This is a genomic window from Aeromicrobium duanguangcaii (genome assembly GCF_024508295.1).
In the GTDB taxonomy this organism is placed as follows: domain Bacteria; phylum Actinomycetota; class Actinomycetes; order Propionibacteriales; family Nocardioidaceae; genus Aeromicrobium; species Aeromicrobium duanguangcaii.
The window spans coordinates 2,786,679-2,806,365 of the sequence record NZ_CP101990.1 but is presented as its reverse complement, the minus strand read 5'-3'; the positions used below and the strand labels follow the sequence as shown (position 1 = coordinate 2,806,365).

At 70.8% G+C, this 19,687-nt stretch carries 15 protein-coding genes; 13 read left to right on the top strand and 2 right to left on the bottom strand.

All coding sequences use genetic code 11. From position 1 onward, the window contains the following. Window positions 1–19 precede the first annotated feature (19 nt). The 8 genes from NP095_RS13800 to NP095_RS13765 all read left to right on the top strand — a co-directional run bounded on the left by NP095_RS13800 (window position 20) and on the right by NP095_RS13765 (window position 8,792). A complete protein-coding gene (locus NP095_RS13800) occupies window positions 20–1,180 on the top strand; it encodes an acyl-CoA dehydrogenase family protein (protein WP_232419118.1) in 1,161 nt (386 codons plus the stop codon). Then, on the top strand, window positions 1,180–2,025 hold the full coding sequence (locus NP095_RS13795; protein ID WP_232419119.1) for an HpcH/HpaI aldolase/citrate lyase family protein: 846 nt from the start codon (window positions 1,180–1,182) through the stop codon (window positions 2,023–2,025). The genes NP095_RS13800 and NP095_RS13795 overlap by 1 nt, the downstream gene beginning before the upstream one ends. Continuing rightward, entirely contained in the window at window positions 2,022–3,035 is a 1,014-nt protein-coding gene (locus NP095_RS13790) for an LLM class flavin-dependent oxidoreductase (protein WP_232419120.1), read from the top strand. Before NP095_RS13795 ends, NP095_RS13790 begins: the two co-directional genes overlap by 4 nt. A 37-nt stretch (window positions 3,036–3,072) precedes the next feature. Further along, complete coding sequence (locus NP095_RS13785) at window positions 3,073–4,131, top strand: M4 family metallopeptidase (protein WP_232419121.1); 1,059 nt, start codon at window positions 3,073–3,075, stop codon at window positions 4,129–4,131. Further along, window positions 4,092–4,376, top strand: coding sequence for a protealysin inhibitor emfourin (locus NP095_RS13780; protein ID WP_232419122.1), 285 nt, complete (start codon window positions 4,092–4,094; stop codon window positions 4,374–4,376). The genes NP095_RS13785 and NP095_RS13780 overlap by 40 nt, the downstream gene beginning before the upstream one ends. A gap of 81 nt (window positions 4,377–4,457) precedes the next feature. After that, the gene (ppc, locus tag NP095_RS13775; protein ID WP_232419123.1) at window positions 4,458–7,244 is read left to right on the top strand and encodes a phosphoenolpyruvate carboxylase; all 2,787 of its coding nucleotides are present in this window, start codon (window positions 4,458–4,460) and stop codon (window positions 7,242–7,244) included. Between the two features lie 115 nt (window positions 7,245–7,359). After that, complete coding sequence (locus NP095_RS13770; RefSeq protein WP_232419124.1) at window positions 7,360–7,857, top strand: hypothetical protein; 498 nt, start codon at window positions 7,360–7,362, stop codon at window positions 7,855–7,857. Then, window positions 7,851–8,792, top strand: a complete 942-nt coding sequence (locus tag NP095_RS13765; RefSeq protein ID WP_232419125.1) for a hypothetical protein — start codon at window positions 7,851–7,853, stop codon at window positions 8,790–8,792. The genes NP095_RS13770 and NP095_RS13765 overlap by 7 nt, the downstream gene beginning before the upstream one ends. Here NP095_RS13765 and NP095_RS13760 read toward each other — a convergent pair. Continuing rightward, window positions 8,785–10,350 carry an AMP-binding protein gene (locus tag NP095_RS13760; RefSeq protein ID WP_232419126.1) on the bottom strand — a complete coding sequence of 522 codons (1,566 nt, stop codon included), beginning with the start codon at window positions 10,348–10,350 and terminating at the stop codon, window positions 8,785–8,787. The two genes, NP095_RS13765 and NP095_RS13760, sit on opposite strands and share 8 nt — an antisense overlap. A gap of 101 nt (window positions 10,351–10,451) precedes the next feature. On the opposite strand from NP095_RS13760, the gene mmuM reads away from it, so the two are divergent. Together mmuM and NP095_RS13750 are read left to right on the top strand one after the other, a co-directional pair. Next, window positions 10,452–11,309 carry a homocysteine S-methyltransferase gene (mmuM, locus tag NP095_RS13755; RefSeq protein ID WP_232419127.1) on the top strand — a complete coding sequence of 286 codons (858 nt, stop codon included), beginning with the start codon at window positions 10,452–10,454 and terminating at the stop codon, window positions 11,307–11,309. Window positions 11,310–11,319: 10 nt separating this feature from the next. Continuing rightward, the gene (locus NP095_RS13750) at window positions 11,320–11,940 is read left to right on the top strand and encodes a PaaI family thioesterase (protein WP_232419128.1); all 621 of its coding nucleotides are present in this window, start codon (window positions 11,320–11,322) and stop codon (window positions 11,938–11,940) included. A 4-nt stretch (window positions 11,941–11,944) separates the two neighbouring features. On the opposite strand, the gene NP095_RS13745 is transcribed toward NP095_RS13750, so the two are convergent. Then, complete coding sequence (locus NP095_RS13745; RefSeq protein WP_256766146.1) at window positions 11,945–12,796, bottom strand: 3-hydroxybutyryl-CoA dehydrogenase; 852 nt, start codon at window positions 12,794–12,796, stop codon at window positions 11,945–11,947. A gap of 107 nt (window positions 12,797–12,903) precedes the next feature. Here NP095_RS13745 and NP095_RS13740 point away from each other — a divergent pair, with 107 nt between their 5' ends. The 3 genes from NP095_RS13740 (at window position 12,904) to NP095_RS13730 (ending at window position 19,639) form a co-directional block, all read left to right on the top strand. Further along, a complete protein-coding gene (locus tag NP095_RS13740) occupies window positions 12,904–13,293 on the top strand; it encodes a hypothetical protein (protein WP_232419129.1) in 390 nt (129 codons plus the stop codon). Between the two features lie 108 nt (window positions 13,294–13,401). Next, the gene (locus NP095_RS13735) at window positions 13,402–16,236 is read left to right on the top strand and encodes a 5'-nucleotidase C-terminal domain-containing protein (protein ID WP_232419130.1); all 2,835 of its coding nucleotides are present in this window, start codon (window positions 13,402–13,404) and stop codon (window positions 16,234–16,236) included. A 73-nt stretch (window positions 16,237–16,309) separates the two neighbouring features. Continuing rightward, window positions 16,310–19,639 (top strand): ExeM/NucH family extracellular endonuclease, encoded by a 3,330-nt coding sequence (locus NP095_RS13730; RefSeq protein ID WP_232419131.1) that lies wholly within the window; start codon window positions 16,310–16,312, stop codon window positions 19,637–19,639. Window positions 19,640–19,687 lie beyond the last annotated feature (48 nt).

Here is a 19,687-nt window from a genome sequence, read left to right as displayed (position 1 = left end):
CGAGAGCCGGGAGAGACAAGTGGACTTCACGTTCAACGAGGATCAGCAAGAGTTCAAGGCGCTGCTGCGCGCCTTCGTCGACAAGGAGGTCATCCCGGTCGCTCGCGAGTGGGAGCAGGCCGGCCGCTACCCGACCGAGATCGTCGAGGGCATGGCCCAGATGGGTCTGTTCGGCATCACGGTGCCGGAGGAGTACGGCGGCCTCGACCTCGACCCGGTCTCGTTCGCCCTGGTCTTCGAGGAGCTCTCGCGCGGCTGGATGGGCATCGCGGGCATCCTGGGCAGCCACTCGCTGTCGTGTCGGATGATCGCGATGCACGGCACGGAGGAGCAGAAGAAGAAGTACCTGCCCGGTCTCGCGACCGGTGAGCGCCGCACGGGATTGGGCCTGACCGAGCCCGACGCGGGCACGGACATGCAGGGGATCCGCACGACGGCTCGTCTCGACGGCGACCACTACGTCGTCAACGGCTCGAAGATGTGGATCACCAACGCCCGCTTCGCCGATCCGCTGCCGGTCGTCGTCAAGACCGATCCCACGGCCTCGCCCGCGCACCGCGGCATGAGCGTTCTGCTGATCGAGCAGGGCACCCCGGGATTCGAGGTGCTCAAGGACATTCCGAAGATGGGCTACAAGGGCACCGAGTCGTGCGAGATCCTGCTCGACAACGTGCGTGTCCCCGTCGAGAACCTCGTGGGAGGGGTCGAGGGCAAGGGCATGCAACAGACGCTCTCGGCGCTGGAGTGGGGCCGCGTGAACATCGCCGCCCGCTCGCTCGGAGTGGCGCAGCGCGCCTTCGACGAGGCGCTGGCCTATTCGCAGCAGCGGCACGCGTTCGGCCAGCAGATCTCGGACTTCCAGGCCATCCAGCTCAAACTCGCGACGATGGCGACGAACCTGCAGGCGTCCCGCCTCATGACGTACTGGGCTGCCAGCGAGGTCGCGGCAGGGCGAGCCGACGGCGAGACCGGCATGGCCAAGATCTTCTGCTCGGAGGCGGTCCTCGAGGCGGTCATCGACTCGATGAAGGTTCACGGCGGGTACGGGTTCTCAAGTGAGTACGAGATCGAGCGCCTGTACCGCGACGCCCCGCTCATGAGCATCGGCGAGGGCACCAACGACGTGCTGCGCACGGTCGTGGCGAAGTCCCTCATCTCGGGCAAGACGAAAGTCGGCTGATGGGCCGCATGCCGCGGTCCTACCTCTACGTTCCGGGCATCGATACACGACGGATGGCGAAGGTCCTGGACACCGGGACCGACGCCGTCATCGTCGACCTAGAGGACGCCGTCCCGGCAGACCGCAAGGACGAGGCGCGCGACATCGTGCGGGCGTGGACGGAGGGTCTCGGGGCCGTCGTCCCGGACGTGTGGATCAGGGCGAACTCGGGCGAACGCGGCCTGCAGGACGTGGCGTCGCTGCGTGACTGCGCGGGGATCGCCGGTTTCGTGTTGGCGAAGGCCGACCTCGGTCAGGTTCAGCGGGCGACCGAGGTGTTGGAGGGGTCCGGGCTGGCGGTCGTGCCGCTGCTCGAGACCGCGGGCGCCATCCTGGCGGCGACGCAGATTGCGGCCGCCGGGGTGCAGCACCTGCAGATCGGCGAGTACGACCTGTGCGCCGACGTCGGGTTGGCGCCGGGACCGGACGAGACCGAGACGGCGTGGGCGCGTGCGCAGGTGGTCTTCGCCAGCTCGGCCGCGGGCCTGATGCCGCCGGTGGCACCGGTGTCGGTTGAGATCCGCGACACCGAACTCTTCGCGGCCTCCACCCGGCTCGCGGCACGTCAGGGATTCGTCGGTAGGACCTGCATCCATCCTGCGCAGGTGACCGTCGTGAACGAGGTCTTCACCCCGACCTCGGGGGAGGTGGAGGCGGCGCGGGAAATCCTCGGCCGCTTTGCCGCCCTCGACGGTAGTGCGGTGATGGTCGACGACGCCGGCCGGCTCGTCGACGAGGCGACGCTGCGCTCGGCGCGGCGCACCCTGGCCCTGGCCGGGGAGGAGACGAAGGAGCACGTCGCATGAAGGTCGGCATCTTCCTGACCAACCAGCAGCAGGTCGGCGCCGACCAGGTGGTCGCCCTCGACGAGCAGATCGACATGCTTCACGCCGCGCGTGACGCCGGCTGGGATTCTGTGCACGCGGGCCAGCACTACCTCAGCACGACCATGTCGCACATCCAGCCGCTGCCGTACCTGGGCCGCCTGGCCGCCGAGGCCGGAGACATGCAGGTCGGGATCGGGATCCTGCTGCTGCCCCTGCAGAACCCGGTCGACGTCGCTGAGAACTTCGCGTCGCTCGACGTCGTGACGCGCGGACGGCTGATCTTCGGGGTGGGCATGGGCTACCGCGAGCCGGAGTACGAGGCGTTCGGGGTGGATCCCTCGACGAAGGTCCGCCGGTTCACCGAGAACCTCGACATCATCCTGCGGCTCTGGGCCGGCGAGGAGGTCACGACCGACCTGCCGTGGTGCCGGCTCGATGGGGCGAGGCTGAACCTGCCGCCCGTCCAGCAGCCCCGACCGCCGGTGTGGATGGCCGCGAACGGGGACGTGGCCGTGCGGCGGGCTGCCCGGCTGGCCGACGCGTGGATGATCAACCCGCACGCTGCGCTGCCCACCGTGAGCCGCCAGGTCGATCTGTATCGCCAGGAGCAGCGGGACGCGGGACGCGACGACACCCAGTCGCTGCCCCTCATGCGGGAGATATTCTGCGCCAAGGACCGCCGCACCGCGGTCGAGCGGGCAGCGCCCTACATCTCCCAGAAGTATCGGGCGTACGCCCAGTGGGGGCAGGACCAGATGATGCCCGAGAAGGAGTCCTTCGCGATCCCGTACGAGGAGCTGGCGGCCGAGCGGTTCATCGTCGGCTCACCCGAGGACTGCATCGAGGCGCTGCGCCCCTGGTGCCGGCTGGGTGTCGACCACCTCGTGCTGCGGACGCACTGGGCCGGACTGCCGGTCGAGGACGCGCTCGAGTCGATCCGCCTGCTGGCGACCGAGGTCATCCCGGCGCTTGAGAGCGAGTCGCGCTAGACCCCCGAATGTCCGCGCCAGCGCCTACCGTCGGTGCATGACAGCTCATCGGGGGATACACGTTCGGGGGATCGTCCCGCCTCACCTGCTCCGTCGCATCGCCTCGCTCGAGGACGAGCGCTTCTCGGTCGCGGTCGCGGCCGCCCGCAGTGCCTTGGCCGAGCGGACCGAGCACCACCACCACCCGAACGTGGTCCGGCCCGCGCCCGCCGGACCCGGGCTGCACCGTCGCGTCCACGACGCCCAGAACGCAGCCAGCCTTCCCGGCCGGCTCGTGCGGTCCGAGGGCGACCCGGCCACCGGCGACGTCGCGGTCGACGAGGCCTACGACGGGTTCGGCGCCACCGATGCGCTGTTCCGCGGTGTGTACGGGCGCCGGTCGATCGACGACGCCGACCTGCCGCTGGTGGGCACGGTCCACTACGGACGGGCCTACGACAACGCGTTCTGGGACGGCTCCCAGATGGTGTTCGGCGACGGTGACGGCGAGATCTTCGGCCGCTTCACCGCGTCCCTCTCGGTCATCGGGCATGAGCTCACGCACGGCCTGATCGAGTTCACGGCGGGTCTGGACTACCGCGACCAGTCGGGCGCGCTCAACGAGTCGATCGCCGACGTCTTCGGCGTCCTGGTCGAGCAGCATGCCGCCGACCAGACGGCGGACGAGGCGTCGTGGCTCATCGGCCAGGGGTTGTTCACCGATCAGGTCGAGGGTGACGCCCTGCGCTCGATGTCGGCTCCGGGCACCGCCTACGACGACGACGTGCTCGGCAAGGACCCCCAGCCCGCCCACGTGGACGACTACGTCGAGACCACCGAGGACAGCGGGGGAGTGCACCTCAACTCCGGCATCCCCAACAAGGCCTTCCACCTCGTCGCCACGACGCTGGGTGGCCGGGCGTGGGAGGTCGCCGGCCGGATCTGGTTCGAGACGCTGCTGGGTGGCGACCTGTCCCGACAGGCCACGTTCGAGGAGTTCGCCCGGGCCACGGTCGCGGTCGCCGAGCAGTACGACGCGGCTGACGTGGTCACGAACGCGTGGCAGGCTGTGGGGGTATGGACCACATCGACCAGCCCCTCCTCGTCGTACGGGTGATCCGCACCGGCGGCTTCGCCGGCCTGCGCCGCCAGTGGGAGGTCGAGGCCACGTCTGAGGACGAGGCGCAGGCCTGGTGGCCGCTGGTCGAGGCCTGCCCGTGGGACGACACCCCCGACGGCGGCCATCCCGACGGATTCGTCTACGAGCTGCACGCCAACGAGCGCGCGGCCACCTTGCCCGAGCAGCAGGTGGACGGCCCGTGGCGCGACCTGGTCGAGGCCGTCGTCCACCGCGCGTCCTGAGCCCTGCCGCCCTGCCGTCGCGTGACTAGGGTGGGAGGCAGGCAACGGCGCCACCCATGTCCGCCTGCCGAGGGGAGCCCCATGACCGCCTCCGAGTTCGATGCCGTCGCCCACTCCAAGGACCGGGCACTGCGTGCCGACGTCCGCCGGGTCGGAGACCTGCTGGGCGAGACGCTGCGGCGCCTCGAGGGCCAGGAGTTCCTCGATCTGGTCGAGCGGGTGCGCGCCGAGGGCCGCATCCTCGAGGAGTCCGAGGACCCGGCCCAGCGCCGCCAGGCCGGCACCACGATCCGCGAGATCCTGGCCGGACTCGACCTGCCCACCGTGGGCAAGCTCGTCCGGGCCTTCGGCGTCTACTTCAACCTCGCGAACATGGCCGAGCAGGTCGCCCGGGTGCGCGCGATCGAGGCCCGTCCCGAGGACCAGGGCTGGCTCGCCAGCACCATCAGCGAGATCGTCGCCGAGCAGGGGCCCGAAGGCCTGGCCGCCGGCATCGACCGGCTCGACACCCGGGCGATCTTCACCGCTCACCCCACCGAGGTCAGCCGCCGCACCGTCCTGACCAAGCTGCGGAAGATCGCCGACCTGCTGGCGTCGTCGGCCGAGCCGGGCACCCGCCGGCGCGCCGCCCAGGACATGGACCTGGCCCAGCTGATCGACCTGATCTGGCAGACGGACGCCGTCCGGCGCACCAGGCCCTCCCCGGTCGACGAGGCGCGCCACCTGGTGTTCTTCCTGCAGCAGATCCTCGAGGAGGCCCTGCCCGACGTGTCGGCCGACCTCGCCGACCTGCTCGCCGAGCACGGCATCCGGCTCGATCCGACCCGCCGCCCGCTCTCGTTCGGCACCTGGATCGGGGGCGACCGTGACGGCAACCCCAACGTCACGCCCGAGGTCACGCTGAGCATCCTGCAACTGCAGAACCGGATCGCCACGCGGATCATCGACACGAACCTCGACCTGCTGATCCGCGAGCTGTCGTCGTCGGCCGAGCTGGTCGACATCAGCGTGGAACTGGCGGAGTCGCTGGCGGCCGACATCGATGCGCTGCCCGACCTCGATCCCCGCCTGCTTTCGGTGAACGCCCACGAGCCGTACCGGCTCAAGCTGTCGTGCATGAAGCTCAAGGTCGCGAACTCGGCCGAGCGCGTCGCCACGGGCGCACCGCACGTCCCCGGGCGCGACTACGCCGACCGCGCCGAGCTGCTGGCAGACCTGGCGATCGTCGAGGCCTCGCTGCGTGCGAACGGTGGCGAGCTGGTGGCCGACCGCATGCTGGCCCGCGCGATCCGCACGATCGCCGCCGTCGGGCTGAACCTGGCCACCATGGACATCCGCGAGCACGCCGACGCCCACCACCACGCCCTGGGGCTGCTCTTCGACCGGCTGGGCGAGTCCGATCGGCCGTACGCCGACCTGAGCCGCGAGGAGCGCTTCGCGCTGCTGTCCGACGAGCTGGTCCGGCCGCGCCCGCTCGCCCTCGACCCGCCGCCGCTGGACGAATGGGGTGAGCGCACCTACGGCGTGTTCACCGCCGTGCGCCAGCTGAAGCACACCTTCGGCGACGACGTGATCGAGTCCTACATCGTCTCGATGACGCTCGACGGCGACGACCTGCTGGCGCCGATCGTGCTGGCCCGCCAGGCCGGCCTGGTCGACCTCGTCGGGGGCGAGGGCCATGAGCCCTACGCGCGCCTGGACTTCGTCCCCCTGCTGGAGACGATCGAGGAGATCCGCCGTGCCGGCCCCGTGCTCGACCAGCTGCTGTCCGACCCGAACTACCGGCGGCTGGTGTCCCTGCGCGGTGACGTGCAGGAGGTCATGCTCGGCTACTCCGACTCGAACAAGGCCGGCGGCATCACGACGTCGCAGTGGGAGCTGCACCGGGCCCAGCGAGCCCTGCGCGACGTGGCGCAACGGCACGGGGTGCGGCTGCGGCTGTTCCACGGCCGCGGGGGAACCGTCGGCCGCGGCGGCGGACCCACCTACGACGCGATCCTCGCCCAGCCCTACGGCGTGCTGACCGGCGACATCAAGTTCACCGAGCAGGGCGAGGTCATCAGCGACAAGTACTCGCTGCCGCGCCTGGGCCACGAGAACCTCGAGCTGTCGCTGGCCGCCGTGCTGGAGGCCTCGACGCTGCACCTCGAGGCGCGCACGCCTCCCGAGACCATGCAGCAGTGGGACGACACGATGACGCGCGTCAGCGACGCGGCCTACGCGGCCTACCGTCGGCTCATCGACGCCCCGGGCCTGTTCGACTACTTCCTGGCGTCGACCCCCGTCGACCAGTTGGGCGGGCTGAACATCGGCTCCCGGCCGGCCCGGCGACCCGACGCCGGCGGCGGCATCGAGTCCCTGCGCGCCATCCCATGGGTGTTCGGGTGGACCCAGAGTCGCCAGATCGTGCCCGGCTGGTTCGGCGTCGGCAGCGGCCTGCGGGCGGCGCGCCTGGCCGGCGACGAGAAGGTGCTGAAGGCGATGCTCGAGCAGTGGCACTTCTTCCGGACCTTCATCTCCAACGTCGAGATGACGCTGGCGAAGACCGACCTCGACGACGCCGCCCACTACGTCGAGACGCTGGTCCCGGTCGACCTGCGGCCGATCTTCGACCAGATCCGCGCCGAGCACGCGGTCACCGTCGAGGAGGTCCTGCGCGTCACGGGCGAGAAGCACCTCCTCGACGACCAGCCCGCCCTGAAGCGCACGCTGGACATCCGCGACGTCTACCTGCAGCCGATCTCGTTCGCCCAGGTCGACCTGCTGGCCAGGTACCGCGAGGACCCGGACGCGGTCGACGAGGACATGCGCGCCGCCCTGCTGCAGACGGTCAACGCCATCGCCAACGGGATGCGGAACACCGGTTGAGACAACCCGCTCCGCCTGCGGACGATTGCCCCTAGGGTGGTGCCCGTTCAGCCGAGGGCGAGGGGGCACCGTGGCGGCGAGATCCGTGCGATTCGTGGGTTTTTTGGGGGCGCTGATGCTGGCGTTCCCCCTGTTGTCCGCCTGCGGGACCGACGACCCCGACCCGGTCCAGGCGACCGCCTCGGCGCCGCCGCCGGTCGACGCGGACGGCTACACCGCCGAGCAGCGTGAGGCCATCGATCTCGTCGAGGGTTTTCTCGGTGCGGTGTACGGCCGGGGCACGAAGCCCATCGCCCAGACCTCGCGAGGCCTGGTCACCGACGAGTACGGCGCCGAGCTGATCAAGACCAGCAAGGCGCAGGTCGAGGACCAGGGCAAGAAGTGGCTCGGCCCCTACGCGTTCGACCCGGCCAAGGTCACCATCGAGGGAGACGCCGCGTGGGTCGATGGCTGCCTCGACCTCACGTCGATGTTCCTGGTTCCGCGCAGTGACGGCGCGGCCGGCGCGGACTCCACGAGCATCGGCAAGGTGCTCCCCGCCAAGTACCGCCTGGCGAAGGTCGGCGACACGTGGCTGGTCGACGGGTACGAAGAGGCGGAGACGACATGCTGAGCCGCTCGCGTCACCTGATCGCGGTGATCTCCGGTCTCGCGGTGTTCTTCGCCGCCACGCTGGTGGCGCTGTCCGCGACCGCCGCCCGGGCCGACGACGACTGCGACCCGCCGGCGGTGCTGGACATGCAGCCCGACGGGACCTTCAGCTGCACGATCCCCGGGGGCACGGGGAACCCCGGCAGTGAGACCCCCGGCGGCGAGGGCCCGGGCGCCCCGCAGCCGAGCTGCGACCTCGCTGCCGCCCCGGCGCCGACCGGCCAGGTCGCCGAGAGCATCATCGACGGTCCGTACTGCGTCGGGGAGCGCTTCTGCGTGACGACCTCGGTGTTCGTGCCCATGGCCAATCCCCCGGGTGAGCCTCCGAACGAAGACTCCGAGGGCAGGCTCCGGTTCTGCTCGAGCGGCCTGGAATACCAGTGGGAGTCGGCATGGTGGACCGGCGAGGAAGAGCCGCCCACGCTGCTCGAGCGAGCCCGGACGGCCATCGGCCAGATCGACCTGGCCACCCCCACCCTGAGGACGAGCCCCAGTGGCCGGACGCTGGTTCGCGTCGACACCTGGTTCTGGGCGACCGGTGCCTCCACGTCCGAGAGCGGGTCGGCCTTCGACCTCGTCGCCACCGCCACCTTCGCGTCGATGAGCGTCGATCCCGGCGACGGCTCCGGCGCGTTCTCGTGCCCGTTGACCACCACCAGCGACGCGGCGGCGAGCGACTGCCTGCACCGGTACCGGCGGGCGTCGCTGGGCGGAGGCGCCACGGTCGACGGCCGACCGGCGTACAGAGCCTCGGTCCGGCTCGTGTACGACCTGTCGTTCACCGTCGGCGGCACGCCCGTCGTCGTGCCCGGTGCGCCCACGACCCTCGAGGCGCCGGTGGCAACGGCGGCGATCCGGGTCGACGAGGTGCAGTCGATCGTGACGGGGGTCAGTTGACCAGCCGGTCGCGGCCCTCCCAGTACTCGGCGCGCAGCTTGAACTTCTGCAGCTTGCCGGTGGCGGTGCGGGCCAGCTCCTCGCGGAACTCGACCCGCTTGGGCACCTTGTACCCGGCGAGGAGCTCGCGGGCGTGGCTGCGCAGCTCGTCCTCGGAGACGTCGCCGTCGACGACGACCAGCGCCATCACCAGCTCGCCCCACTTGTCGTCGGGCACGCCGATGACGGCGACCTCGCGCACGGCCGGGTGCGACGCCAGGGCGTCCTCGACCTCGATCGACGACACGTTCTCGCCGCCCGAGACGATGACGTCCTTCTTGCGGTCGGCGATCGTGACGTACCCGTCCTCGTAGGTGCCGCCGTCGCCGGTGTGGAACCAGCCGCCGGCCAGCGCCTCCTGCGTGGCCTCGGGGTTCTCCCAGTACGACTCGAGCACGGTGTTGCTGCGGGCCAGGATCTCGCCGTGGTCGTCGACCATGATCCGCGTGCCGATCGTGGGGGCGCCGGCGCGCGACAGCAGGCGGGCCTGCTCCTGCGGCTCGTAGTCCTCCCACTCCTCGCGCATGCGGCTCATCGTCAGCAGCGGCGAGGTCTCGGTGAGGCCGTAGATCTGGATGAACTCCCAGCCCAGCTCGTCGCGAACACGCTGGATCGTGCGGGTCGGCGGCGGGGCGCCCGCGACGATGCAGCGCACGCGGTCGCGGCCGGTGTCGCCGGTCCAGTCCGGCAGCGCGTCGAGCACCGCGGTGAGGACGGCCGGCGCGCAAGCCAGAACGGTGACGCCGTGCTCCTCGATGCGGCGCAGGATCTCGGCCCCGTCGATCTGACGCTGCACGACCTGCTTGGCGCCGACGCCGGTGGCCGCGTAGATCAGGCCCCAGCCGTCGCAGTGGAACATCGGCAGCGTGTGCAGGTAGACGTCGCGGTCGGTCAGCGTGGCGTGCCAGCCGAACGTCGTGGCGTTGACCCAGCGGGCGCGGTGGGTCTGCTGGACGCCCTTGGGCCGTGCGGTCGTGCCGGAGGTGTAGTTGATCGTGGCGGTCGCGTTCTCGTCGGGCTCCCACTCGGCCGGCTCGGCCCGCGAGGCCCAGATCTTGTCGTCGTCACGGCCCAGCACGAACACGTGCTTGGCCGTCGAGCAGGACGCGGCGAGGTGCTCCAGCTCGGGGTCGAGCATGACGACCTCGGCGCCGCAGTGCTCGACGATGTAGGCGACCTCGGCCGGCGCCAGCCGGAAGTTGACCGGGACGAAGATGCGGCCCCAGTTGGCGACGCCGTAGAAGGACGCCAGCAGCCGCGCCGCGTTGTGCGAGATCATCGCGACGCGCGCGCCCTGGGGCACGCCCAGCTCGTCGAGCGTCGCCGCCTGACTGCGCGCCCGCATGTACAGCTGGGCGTAGGTGACCTCACCCCACGAGTCGGCCACCTGGTTCGGCTCGTCGACCACGGCGACGCGATCGGGGTAGACGGTGCGGGCGCGGTCGAGGAAGTCGCGCAGGGTCAGCGGGACGATCATGGGGCCTCCGGCGTGCGGTGTCTGCGTGAGCGTGTGGGTCACGTCACGGTGCCATTGTGGCGACTCCGCGGGGCGACGCGCACCTCGGGCCCGAGCGCGTCGGTGAGCGGTGGACGCCACCGGTCGAACGGCATACTGGCCGGGTGCACACCCTCGACGGAGGCCTCTCGAACGCGCTCGAGGAGCGCGGTCACGACCTGTCCGGCGGCGAGTGGACGGCCCGCGTGCTGCGCCATGAGCCCGACGCGATCGTCGCCGTGCACCGGGAGTACTTCGCCGCCGGCGCGGACGTCGCGACGACGGCCAGCTACCAGAGCCGTGACCCCGGACTGATCCGGTTGAGTGTCGACCTGGCCCGCGAGGCAGCCGATGGAGTCCCCGGCCGACTGGTCGCCGGCTCGGTGGGCCCGTTCGGGGCGCTGCTCGCGGACGGCTCGGAGTACCGGGGCCGGTACGGCGTGACGGCGGCGGCGATCGAGTACTTCCACCGGCCGCGGATCGAGGCCCTGCTCGCGGCCGAGCCCGACCTGCTGGCGGTCGAGACCATCCCGGACACCGACGAGGCCGAGGTGCTGTGCCGGCTGCTGGCCGAGTACGACCACCCCGCGTGGCTGTCGTACTCGATCGACGGCGACCGCACGTGCGCCGGCCAGCGGCTGGAGGACGCCTTCGCGATCCCCGCGCAGGTCGACGCGATCGTCGCCATCGGCGTCAACTGCTGCGCGCCGGCCGAGGTGCTGCCGGCCCTGAGGCTGGTCGCCGCCACCGGCAAGGCGGGCGTCGCCTACCCGAATGCCGGCGAGGTGTGGGACGCCGAGGCGCAGCAGTGGCTGGGCACGACCACGTACGACGTCGCCCACGTGCCGCAGTGGATCGAGGCCGGTGCCGAGTGGATCGGCGGGTGCTGCCGCGTGGGGCCCGCGGCGATCGGCCGGGTCGCCGAGCAGATCCGCTCGGCTCGGGAGACGGGTGGCGCCGGGGCCGAGGGCACTGCTCGGTAGCCTCGGCCCGGTGAGCTGGGAAGAGATGTTCAAGGGCGACTTCGCCGCCGACGACGTGCGCGCCTACGGCGAGCTGATCGAGAACCTGCACGGCGTGCAGAACGCCCTCGCCGCGTTGAGCATGGACCGCGAGGCGATCGACGACCTCTCGGCCGATCTCGCCCGGTGGTGCGAGCGCCTGGAGAAGAGCACCACCGACGAGCAGCACCAGGTCAACGGCCGGGTCGCCGAGCTCCCGGTGCGCGGGCACGCGATGCTGCCCGACCTGCACGTCACCTCGCGCACGACCGAGCGCGTCGAGGGCACGGTCCGCTTCGGCCGCTGGTTCATGGGCGGCGGCATGGCCGTGCACGGCGGCGCGGTCAGCCTGCTGTTCGACGAGGTGCTGGGCATCCTCGCGTCCCTGGCGGCCGGCGGCATCACCCGCACGGCGTACCTGCACACCGACTACCGGGCGCTGACCCCGATCGACACCGAGCTGCAGGCCGCCGCCTGGATCGACCGCGTCGAGGGTCGCAAGTGGTTCGTCCGCGGCGAGATCCGCCACGGCGACACCGTGTGCGCCGAGGGCGAGGGCCTGTTCCTGCGGCTGCTTCCCGAGCAGGGGCTCGGGAAGCGCACCACGGACTAGGGACTCAGGGGTAGGGGTAGAAGCCCTGCCCGGACTTCTTGCCCATCAGGCCGGCGTCGACCATGCGGTCGAGCAGCGGCGGCGGGGAGTAGAGCGGCTCCTTGAACTCCTCGTACATCGACTCGCCGATGGCCTTGATCGTGTCGAGGCCGATGAGGTCGGCCAGCGCGAGCGGTCCCATGGGGTGGCCGCAGCCGAGCACCATGCCGTTGTCGATGTCCTTCGCCGAGGCGTAGCCCGCCTCGTACATCCGGATGGCCGACAGCAGGTAGGGCACCAGCAGCGAGTTGACGATGAAGCCGGCGCGGTCGGTGGCGTCGATGGGCTGCTTGCCCAGGGTCTCGGAGACGTAGGACCGCATCCGGTCGAGCGTCTTGTCCGACGTGGTCAGCGAGGGGATCAGCTCGACCAGCTTCATGACGGGCGCGGGGTTGAAGAAGTGGACGCCCATGACGCGGTCGGCGCGCCCGGAGGCGGCGCCGAGCTTCACGATCGGGATGGACGAGGTGTTGGAGGCCAAGATGGCGTCCGGGTCCTGCAGGATCTTGCCGATCTTCGTGAAGAGGTCGAGCTTGATCGACTCCTTCTCGCTGGCCGCCTCGACGACGAGCTGGCGGTCGGCCAGGTCGTCCAGGTCGGTCGACACGACGATGGCGTCCAGCGCTGCGTCACGGTCCTGCTCGGAGAGCTTGCCCCGGTCGACGGCACGCTGCAGCGAGGCGCGGATGCGATCTCGCGCCGCAGCGGCGGCGTCCTCGGACACCTCGATCAGGACGACCGAGATGCCGGCGCGGGCATTGACCTCGGCGATGCCGGAGCCCATGAGACCGCCGCCGACGACTCCGATGCGTTCGATGGTCACGCGACCTCCCATAAAAAGATGATGGATTCCTCATTTTCGATGTTATCGGCCGCCGGGTGAGCCTCCGCGGGCGGCATCGGCGGGCGTGATGGGATGGCCACATGCGTGCGTGGATCTCGGTGTTGCTCGTCCTGGCCGTCGCTGGGTGTGGCGGAAGTGACGATGCGCCGACCCCGCAGACCGGCTCGTCGGTGACCAGCGCGTCCGGTGTCCCGTCGCAGGCGTCCGGCTCGATCGACCCGCTGGCGATCACGTCCTTCACCTGCCGCAAGCTCGCCGACGGCAGCTGGCGGGTCAAGGGGACGCTGCAGAACTCCGGCCAGAAGGTGCGCGACTACCGGCTGACGGTGTTCATCGGCCAGCAGACCGGGCCGGCGCGGACGGTCGACCTGGACAAGATCAAGGCCGGGTCGAAGGCGCCGTTCACCCTCGACCCGATCGTGGCCGCGCCCGACGGGCCGTGCCGCATGCAGGCCGCCGTCGTGCACTGAGCCGGTCGTTTCCCGGACCTTAATCGAACTGTCATCGCAGGCCGATGTGCTCAGGGGTTTCTCAGGGTTACCGTGTGCGCACCGGTTCTCCTGCGAAGCAAAGGACAGATGATCTTGAAGTCCCGCCGTTCCCTCTCGGCCGTCGCGGTCGGCGCGCTGTTGAGCGCCCCGATCCTGGTGGCACCCTCGGCCCAGGCGGCCGATCCCGTCGACATCACGCTCGTCGACATCAACGACTTCCACGGTCGTATCGACACGAACACCACCAAGTTCGCCACGACCCTCGAGCAGATCCGCCAGAGCGCGGGTGAGGCCAACACGCTGTTCCTGTCCGTCGGCGACAACATCGGCGCCTCGCCGTTCGCCTCGGCGACGCAGCAGGACGCGCCGACGATCGACGTGCTGAACGCGCTCGACCTCGACGTCTCGGCCGTCGGCAACCACGAGTTCGACCGCGGCTTCGCCGACCTGACCGGTCGCGTCGCGGACCGGGCCGACTTCTCGTACCTGGGCGCGAACGTGCGGCTGAAGTCCGACGGCTCCGCCGCGCTGCCCGCGTCCGAGACCTTCACGGTGGGCGGCCTCAAGCTCGCGGTCATCGGGGCCGTCACGCAGGAGACGCCGACCCTCGTCACGCCGACGGGCATCAGCACCCTGACGTTCACCGATCCCGTCGACGCCGTCAACGACGAGGTGGATCGCCTCGAGGCGCTTCCCGAGGCCGACCGGCCCGACGTGATCGTCGCGGCGTACCACGAGGGCGCCGGGGCGGGCACGCCCGACGGCTCCTCGCTCGCGCAGGAGCTGGCCCACGGCGGCGCGTTCGCCGACATCGTCAACAACACCGACGCCTCGGTCGATGCGATCTTCACCGGGCACACCCACAAGACCTACGCCTGGGACGCGCAGATCCCCGGCCAGTCCGGCACGCGTCCGGTGATCCAGACCGGCAGCTACGGCGAGAACATCGGCAAGGTCACCCTGTCGGTCGACCCCGACACGGGTGCCGTCGCCTCGAGCACCGTCGCGAACGTCCCGCGCGTGGACACGGCCAACGAGTCGCTGCCCCGCGTCGCCGCCGTGAAGAAGGTCGTGGACGACGCGCTCGCGCACGCCACCGCCATCGGCAACGAGAAGGTCGGCGACATCACCGGCGACATCACCCGCGCCTTCAGCGGCGGCAGCTACGTCGACGGCAAGTACACCGGCGGGACGACGGACGACCGCGCCAGCGAGTCGACCCTCGGCAACCTCGTGCCCGACGCGATGCTCGCCCAGTCCAAGGCCACCAATGCGCCGGCCGACCTGGCGATCAACAACCCCGGCGGCCTGCGCAACTCCGAGCTGTTCTACGCCGGCAACACGACCACGGGCGGGCCGAACAACACCGACGGTGTCGTCACGTTCGCCGAGGCGAACTCGATCCTGCCGTTCACGAACAACCTCTACACGGTCACGCTCACGGGCGCCTCGCTGAAGAAGGTCTTCGAGCAGCAGTGGCAGCGCAACGCCGACGGCAGCGTTCCCAGCCGCCCGTACCTGCAGCTGGGCGTCTCGGACAACGTCCGCTACACCTACGACGCCACCCGGCCCGAGGGCCAGCGCGTCACGAGCCTGTGGATCGACGACCAGCCGGTCGCCCCGGCGAAGTCCTACCGGGTCATCGCCCCGTCGTTCCTGGCCACCGGTGGCGACAACTTCAGCGCCCTCACCGAGGGCAGCTGGGTCGACACGGGCGTCGTCGACTACGAGGGCTGGATCGAGTACCTGGGCGCCAACTCCCCGGTCTCGCCGGACTTCGGCCGCCGCGCCGTGGCCGTCACGGGTCTGGCCGACTCCTACGAAGCGGGCCAGACGGTCACCTTCTCGCTGCCGAAGCTCAACCTGACCTCGCTGGGCTCCCCGGCGAACACGTCGGTCGCCGCCACGCTCGAGTACGGCGACGGCCAGACGCTCGACCTGGGCACGCAGGTCGTCACCAACGGCGCATCCGGCCAGTTCAGTTTCGCCGTCCCCGCCGGTGCGATCGGAGGCGGCACGATCCGCGCCGTCGCCGCACCCAGCGGCACGGTGGCCACCATCCCGCTCGCGGTCGAGAAGGCCGCGTCGACCGTCCGGGCCACGGCTCCCACGAAGGTCGCCAAGGGCGAGACGTTCGACGTCTCGGTCGACGTCACCGCCGCGGCGGGCGTGGACGTGGCCGGCGAGGTCGTCGTTCGCAACGGCGACAGCCCGGTCGGCACCGCCACGGTCGTCGACGGGTCCGCCACGGTGAAGGTCGCCGCCGACGACCTGCGGCTGGGTCTGCGGACGCTGACGGTGGCCTTCCGGGGCTCCGACTCCGTCGCGGCCTCGCAGGACACCGTCACGGTCGACGTCGTGCGCGGTGAGACCACCTTCACGGCCGCCGGCTCGTCGACGCAGTACGGCACGGCGCCGCGGATCACGCTGACGGCTGCTCCCGGCACGACCGGCATCGTCTACGTCGCCAACCAGCTGGGCATGACGGTCGGCACGGCGTTCCTGTCCGACGGCAAGGGCACCTTCCGCTTCGGCGGCACGGCGCTCAAGCCGGGCACGTACCGCTACGGCCTGTTCTTCAACGGCAGCAGCTCGTACGAGCCGGCCGACGCCACGGCGACCGTCACGGTCGCCAAGGCCGACGTCAAGCTCCGTGCGGCCGCGGCCAAGAAGATCACGGTCGGCAAGCGCGCGACCCTGACCGCCCGCGTCACCGCCACGGGCTTCAAGCCCGGTGGCACGGTCATCGTCAAGCGCGGCTCGAAGGTCGTCGGCAAGGCCACCGTCAAGAACGGTGTCGCTCGCGTCAAGCTGGCCAAGCTCAAGCGCGGGAAGACCACGCTGACGGTCCACTACAAGGGCGGCTCCGTCGCCAAGGACGCCAAGACCTCCGTGAAGACCACGGTCGTCAAGAAGAAGTGAGAGTGACCGGGGCGGCCTGCATGCAGGCCGCCCCGGGTCCGCTCCGGCAGCATCCACTCTGAGGGGAACACCGATGTCTCGTCCTGTCCTGCGTGGTCTGACCGCGCTCGCTCTCGCCGCCGGCACCGCCGCGGCGGTGCCGACCACCGCGACCGCCGCGCCTGACGGGTCCGGACTCGTCATCAACGAGGTCTACCTGAACGGCGGCTCGAACGGCGCCACCTACAAGAACAAGTTCGTGGAGCTGTACAACCCCACGGACGAGGACATCAGCGTCCAGGGCTGGTCCGTCCAGTACCGGGCGTACAACCAGACGGCCAACTTCTCGGCCACGATCGCGCTGGGCGATCGCCACGTCGAGCCCGGCGGCACCCTCCTGGTCAGCGGCAACGCCAACTCCACGGCCGGCGCCGACCTGCCGACGCCGGACGTGACCAGCACCGTCGCCTTCTCCGGCAACTCCAACGGCGGGACGATCGCCCTGGTCAAGGCCGAGACGCCGCTCACCGGCGATCTGGCGGCCGTCCGCGCGAACGCCGCGCTGGTCGACCTGATCGGCTACGGCTCCTCGAACACCTTCGAGGGCGCGGTCAAGGCCGACGGCTACAACGTGACGGCATCGGTCACCCGTGCCGCCGGCGCCGACACCGACGTCAACGCCAACGACTTCACGACTGCGGCCCCCTCACCGGTCCCGTGCGGCGCCGCGTGCGACGGCCCCGGCGACGGCGGTCCCCAGGAGCCCGAGCCTTCCCCGACGGTCACGATCGCCGACATCCAGGGCACCGGCGCCACCAGCGCGCGCGTGGGCCAGACGGTCACCACGACGGGTGTCGTCACGGCGCTGTACTCCGCGGGCGGCTTCAACGGCGCGTACCTGCAGACCCCGGGCACCGGCGGCTCGGCGGGACCGGCCTCCCACGGCCTGTTCGTCTACGGCTCGACGTTCGCCGCGGCCGTCGAGCTCGGCGACACGGTCGAGGTCACCGGCGCCGTGTCGGAGTTCAACGGACTGACCCAGCTGACCGCCGCGTCCTGGCAGGACGCGGCCACGCCGGGCACGGTCACGCCGACCCCGGTCCGGTTCCCCCTGGCCGAGGCGCAGCGCGAGGCGCTCGAGGGCATGCTCGTCGACGCGACCGGCGGCACCTACACGCTGACGAACAACTTCGGGACGAACACCTACGGCGAGCTCGGCCTGGCCGCGGGTGACACGGTCCTGTCGCAGCCCACCAACGAAGTCCGGCCGCGCACGAGTGCCTACGACGCGCTCGTCGCGAGCAACGCCGCACGGCTCATCACGCTCGACGACGGCAAGAGCATCAACTTCACCTCGGGCGCGAACCGCGCCGTCCCCGTTCCGTGGCTGACCGCGGGCAACGAGGTGCGCACCGGCGCGTCGGTCACGATCGACGACGTGCTGGTCATGGACTACCGCAACAACACGTGGAAGCTGCAGCCGACCGAGCCGTTCGCGGCCGGTGACGAGTCCGCCACGATCGAGCCGACCAGCACGCGGGACGCGCAGCCGAAGGACGTCGGGGGAGCGGTCACGCTGGCCTCGTTCAACGTCCTGAACTACTTCACGACCACCGGCGAGGACTGGGTGTCCTCGTCCCGCGGCACGTGCACCTGGTACACCGACCGCGCCGGTGAGCGCATCACGGTGAACAGCTGCACGAACAACGGTCCGCGAGGCGCCGCGAACGACGCGAGCCTGGCACGGCAGCAGACCAAGATCGTCCAGGCGATCACGACCCTCGACGCTGACGTGGTCTCGCTCGAGGAGATCGAGGACACCGGCTCGCTCGGCGGCGCCGACCGCGACGAGGCGCTCAAGACCCTCGTCGCGGCCCTGAACGCCGAGGCCGGCACCGACCGGTGGGCCCCGGTGCTGTCGCCGGCAACCATCCCCACGTCGGGGCGCGACGTCATCCGCACGGCGTTCATCTACCAGCGCGACGTCGTCCAGCCGGTCGGGCCGTCGGTGATCCTCGACTCTCCGGCCTTCGCGAACGCTCGCGCCCCGCTGGCGCAGGAGTTCCGCCCGGTCGACGGTGACGCGGGCCAGGACTTCCTGGCGATCGTCAACCACTTCAAGTCCAAGGGCTCGGGCGACGGCGCGGACGCCGACCAGGGCGACGGTCAGGGCGCGTCGAACCGTGCCCGCGTGCGCCAGGCGGAGGCGCTCGTCGACTTCGTGGGCTCGTTGGAGCAGCAGACCGACACCGATCGGGTGTTCCTGCTGGGCGACTTCAACTCGTACGCCAAGGAGGATCCGCTGGCGATCATCGAGGATGCCGGGTTCGTCAACGTCGAGCAGAGCCTGACGGACGAGGAGACCTACCAGTTCGACGGGATGCACGGCTCGCTCGACCACGTCTTCGCCTCGAAGGCCGCCTTCGGCCGAGTCACGGGCGCCGACGTCTGGACGATCAACGCGCCGGAGTCCATCGCCCGCGAGTACAGCCGGTACAACAACAACGTCACGGACCTGCTCGACGCGTCGTCGCCGTTCCGGGCCAGTGACCACGACCCGGTGATCGTCGGCTTCGATCCCGGCCAGGCGACCGAGGTCGCCACGACCACGACCGCGCGCGTGCCCTCCGTGGTGTGGGCGGACGAGGCGTTCGACGTCGCCGTCACGGTCGGCTCGGCCACGGGCTCGCCTCGCGGCACGGTCACCGTGTCGTCGGGCGGCAAGGTCCTCGGCTCGGCCGCCGTCGCCGACGGCAGCGCCACGGTCAGGATCCCGGCGGACTCGCTGCGCGCGGGTCGTCGGGTGCTCGACCTGGCGTTCGCGGGCCAGGGTCGCTACCTGGACTCCGTCGGGTCGGTCGCCGTCGAGGTTCACGCCGAGTCCACGCTGAGCGCCCAGGCGGCCCGCGGCACGTACGGGAAGCCGACCACCATCACGGTGACGGGCGTTCCCGGCGCGAGTGGGCCGACCTACGCCACCGCCGGCGGGCGCCACATCGCCTCGGCGCTGATGATCGACGGCCGTGCGATCCTGCGCATCCCCGGAACCGCCCTGCGGCCGGGCAGCACGCCGGTCACCGTCTTCTACGGCGGTGGCCGTGGGGTCGACCCGAGCCACACGACCGTCCGGGTCACCGTCGCGAAGGCCAAGGCCTCCCTGACGGCGAAGGTTCTGAACGGCAAGGTCACGCCCAAGACCCGCGCCAAGGTGCGGGTCGTGGTCCGGACGCCGGGCTTCACGGAGTCCTCCGGCAAGGTCAGGATCTACCGGGGCAAGAAGCTGCTCGGGACGGCCACGGTCAGGAACGGCAAGGCCACGGTCACGCTGCCGCGCCAGAAGTCCTCGGCGCGACTGAAGGCGAAGTTCAGCGGCACGTCGCTGACGGCGCCGGCGAACCGGGCGTTCAGGCTGCGCGTGCGCTGATCCAACGACGAAGGCCGGCCCCCGGATCGCGGGGGCCGGCCTTCGTTC

What these genes read in the sequence shown, in the direction of transcription:
- NP095_RS13795 (WP_232419119.1), top strand. Translation starts at nt 1,180, where the DNA reads ATGGGCCGCATGCCGCGGTCCTACCTCTACGTTCCGGGCATCGATACA.
- NP095_RS13790 (WP_232419120.1), top strand. Translation starts at nt 2,022, where the DNA reads ATGAAGGTCGGCATCTTCCTGACCAACCAGCAGCAGGTCGGCGCCGAC.
- NP095_RS13785 (WP_232419121.1), top strand. Translation starts at nt 3,073, where the DNA reads ATGACAGCTCATCGGGGGATACACGTTCGGGGGATCGTCCCGCCTCAC.
- NP095_RS13780 (WP_232419122.1), top strand. Translation starts at nt 4,092, where the DNA reads ATGGACCACATCGACCAGCCCCTCCTCGTCGTACGGGTGATCCGCACC.
- ppc (WP_232419123.1), top strand. Translation starts at nt 4,458, where the DNA reads ATGACCGCCTCCGAGTTCGATGCCGTCGCCCACTCCAAGGACCGGGCA.
- NP095_RS13770 (WP_232419124.1), top strand. Translation starts at nt 7,360, where the DNA reads ATGCTGGCGTTCCCCCTGTTGTCCGCCTGCGGGACCGACGACCCCGAC.
- NP095_RS13765 (WP_232419125.1), top strand. Translation starts at nt 7,851, where the DNA reads ATGCTGAGCCGCTCGCGTCACCTGATCGCGGTGATCTCCGGTCTCGCG.
- NP095_RS13740 (WP_232419129.1), top strand. Translation starts at nt 12,904, where the DNA reads ATGCGTGCGTGGATCTCGGTGTTGCTCGTCCTGGCCGTCGCTGGGTGT.
- NP095_RS13735 (WP_232419130.1), top strand. Translation starts at nt 13,402, where the DNA reads ATGATCTTGAAGTCCCGCCGTTCCCTCTCGGCCGTCGCGGTCGGCGCG.
- NP095_RS13730 (WP_232419131.1), top strand. Translation starts at nt 16,310, where the DNA reads ATGTCTCGTCCTGTCCTGCGTGGTCTGACCGCGCTCGCTCTCGCCGCC.